Origin of the sequence: Pseudomonas sp. WS 5071, assembly GCF_012985765.1 — a bacterium.
In the GTDB taxonomy this organism is placed as follows: domain Bacteria; phylum Pseudomonadota; class Gammaproteobacteria; order Pseudomonadales; family Pseudomonadaceae; genus Aquipseudomonas; species Aquipseudomonas lundensis_A.
Window position 1 is genome coordinate 1 of record NZ_JAAQWY010000069.1, and the last position, 2,778, is coordinate 2,778.

Annotated in this window: 3 protein-coding genes; all 3 read left to right on the forward strand. The window is 58.0% G+C overall.

The features are described from left to right. The coding region (locus HBN61_RS22185) for a hypothetical protein (RefSeq protein WP_223182431.1) at window positions 1-452 on the forward strand (452 nt) is incomplete at its 5' end. 118 nt (window positions 453-570) lie between these two features. After that, window positions 571-1,380 carry a protein rep gene (locus tag HBN61_RS22190; RefSeq protein WP_222933382.1) on the forward strand — a complete coding sequence of 270 codons (810 nt, stop codon included), beginning with the start codon at window positions 571-573 and terminating at the stop codon, window positions 1,378-1,380. Window positions 1,381-2,037: 657 nt separating this feature from the next. Further along, window positions 2,038-2,463 (forward strand): hypothetical protein, encoded by a 426-nt coding sequence (locus HBN61_RS22195; protein WP_079455005.1) that lies wholly within the window; start codon window positions 2,038-2,040, stop codon window positions 2,461-2,463. Window positions 2,464-2,778 lie beyond the last annotated feature (315 nt).

Below are 2,778 nucleotides of genomic sequence, written 5' to 3' on the forward strand. Positions count from 1 at the left end.
CCCTTTGGCTCTCTGTTCCTGGCCACCGGCCGGGAGCGGAGGCCCCCAGCATGGGTGCTGGTGATTTTGCTCTTGGCGCCCTGGGTAGTATTGCGAAATGTTCTTCACCCCCCCTCCCGGATCCCGTGGGGTGCTGTTACACCCCCACTTTACCGAAGACTCCTTCGTTTTTTGGCTCTGGAGTGGAGGCGCAAACCTCGCCCGTTATGTTCCTGGTCGTGATGAGAAAATTTGCCATCACCACTGAGGAGTTGGGCGTGAAGATTTCAATCGAGCTGGACCGCAAGGACGTTTTCGCTTTAGTCGCTGTTTTGCTGCTGATGCTCCCGGATTCCGGGGCTTTGCGCGGATTTGAGGCGGGGGAATCTCTGCTTTACTTGATACATAGAAACAATGTGCATGCAGATGCTATGCTCGGCCCCATAGGAAAGGGGGCCAAAAATGGCGCATAAAAAAACCCCTGAGAACTCTACCAACTTGGCGGGAGGGGAGTTCACAGGGGCTGACGAAGCTAGGCTTCTGGACGAGAGAATAACACGCTACGGCGTGGCTCACACAAGGTCTCAGGCGATGCTCGAACATCTCCGAAAGACCCCGTCCGAAGCCACCATCAAAACTGCCGCTGGCCTTGCCAGCTGTGGGAATTACCTGCACTTCCGGGAGTACTTCACCGTGGGCAAGGTACGGCTGCATAGCGCGACGTTCTGCAAGCAGCACCTGGTCTGCCCGTTGTGCGCTATTCGCCGCGGTGCTAAGGCTCTTGGTGCCTATCTGACGCGATGGCAGGTGATCCAAGAAGAACGTCCGGATCTGCGCCCATATCTCCTGACCCTCACGGTCAAAAATGGCGATGATCTGGAAGAAAGGCAGACCCACCTCAGTAAGTCATTGCGTAAGCTTTTGGACCGTCGCCGCAACTTCAATTCCGGCGTTCCTCGGGCTCCATGGACAGAGCTTTGCAAGGCAGAGGGAGCGGTTTACACCCTTGAGCTAACCAACAATGGCAATGGCTGGCATCCGCACTGCCACATGATCATTCTGGCTACTTCTCAGCCATCCCAAACTGACCTCAGCGCCGAGTGGCACAAGATCACCGGTGACAGCATGGTCGTGGATTGCAGGCCCATCCTGGGCGATCCCGTTGAGGGCTTCATGGAAGTGTTCAAGTACGCCGTGAAGTTCTCCGACTTGACCCTGGCTGACAACTGGCACGCGGCGCAGATCCTCAAGGGCAAACGCTTGCTGAACAGCTTCGGTTCGTTCCGTGGCGTTGAGATCCCTGACTCGCTGCTCGATGAGCCGCTCGACGGGCTTCCGTACCTGGATCGGTTCTATCGCTACCTGGACGACTCATACCAGCTGGCGAGCATCAGGGAGTGAGTCAGGCGACAGCGTAGCGCCTGCCTGACTCACTCCCTGAGATTGCCGCTCCTATGGCTCACCTATTGCGTCTGCAATAGGCCCAGCAATAGGTGCTGCAATACAACGGCCAAGAGCCAAAAACATAGAACCAACAGCAAAGTGCCCTCACCCCTGCGGGGTTCAGTGGCCGCCCCTACGGGACGCCCAAACCTCCCGGGGGAGCGCCCCGGAAGGCCTTCAGGGTTCTGAATCGCTGCGCGATTCGCCACCCTCTTTCCTCCCCTGCGCCCTGGACGGGCTTGTCTCGGAAATTCACCCGCGTGCGCGCCCGGCAAAGCCGGACCAACCTGCTTTCTGAGACTTCGCGACGCATCGGAGCGGGACTCCGTCCCTCCCTCTGCTGCTTCGGCTCGAAAGCAGGTTGGTCCGGTTTCACCTGACGCGCACGCAAGCGGTGCGGCCTGATGCTTCGCACCCTGGTTTCGCCCTGAACGGGCTGCACCAGGGCAGAACGGAAAAATTCGGCCTGGGGGCCATTTTTCCTCACCACCCTCGTGGGCTCGGGTGGCGTCTGTCAGGCTGTTTCCGTCGTCTTCGACGCCGGTTTATTCAGAGCGGCTTATGGCCGCTCTGGCACTGAGCTACCATTCATTTTTCCTCTAAGAAGACGTCCTCATGCAACGCCTTGCCATACCTTCGGATTACGTCCTGCAGTTCATTCTGGGTCGCGCCTCCTATGTCCTCCCATGGGAGGACAAGCTTTGCCCAGGTAATCCAGCAGATGATCCCGAAACGGGCGCAGAGGAATACAACGCATATGCCATCAAAAAGGCGCAGGAGGTCGGCAGAGCTACGAAACCAGACCCTGTGCTAGATGCAGTGTATTTAGCTTTAAAAACGCCTGGAGAGGCTTACAGGGCTCTTGCTGGTGATCTTGTGGAGGCTAATCTAGGTCGTTATAGGTTTCTCATAGATAATTTGGCCAACTGGGACGAAGAGACCAGGTGGCTGAGGGCTGATCTGGTTTTTTCCAATTCGGATCTGCGGCATTTGTCAGCGACCCAGGTGATGGCGTTACGAGCAAGAGCTTCTGAAGCCTGACGCGCTGCGCTTGTCTCCTCGATCTCCATACGGGAACAAGTACCCGCACTCCGATCGAGGCCAGTTCCTCCACCGTTGAAACCTCCCAGGTCAGGGGCCGCGACCCCGGCTCGTCGTGACTCGCTTCATCGTCGCGGCGAACGGAGTCCCGGGCGAAGCGAACCCTTGACCCTTCGCCGATCAAATCACCCTTTGGCTCTCTGTTCCTGGCCACCGGCCGGGAGCGGAGGCCCCCAGCATGGGTGCTGGTGATTTTGCTCTTGGCGCCCTGGGTAGTATTGCGAAATGTTCTTCACCCCCCCTCCCGGATCCCGT

Excerpts from the sequence above, each read along its gene's own strand:
- HBN61_RS22195 (WP_079455005.1), top strand. The coding sequence starts at position 2,038 with ATGCAACGCCTTGCCATACCTTCGGATTACGTCCTGCAGTTCATTCTG.
- HBN61_RS22190 (WP_222933382.1), top strand. The coding sequence starts at position 571 with ATGCTCGAACATCTCCGAAAGACCCCGTCCGAAGCCACCATCAAAACT.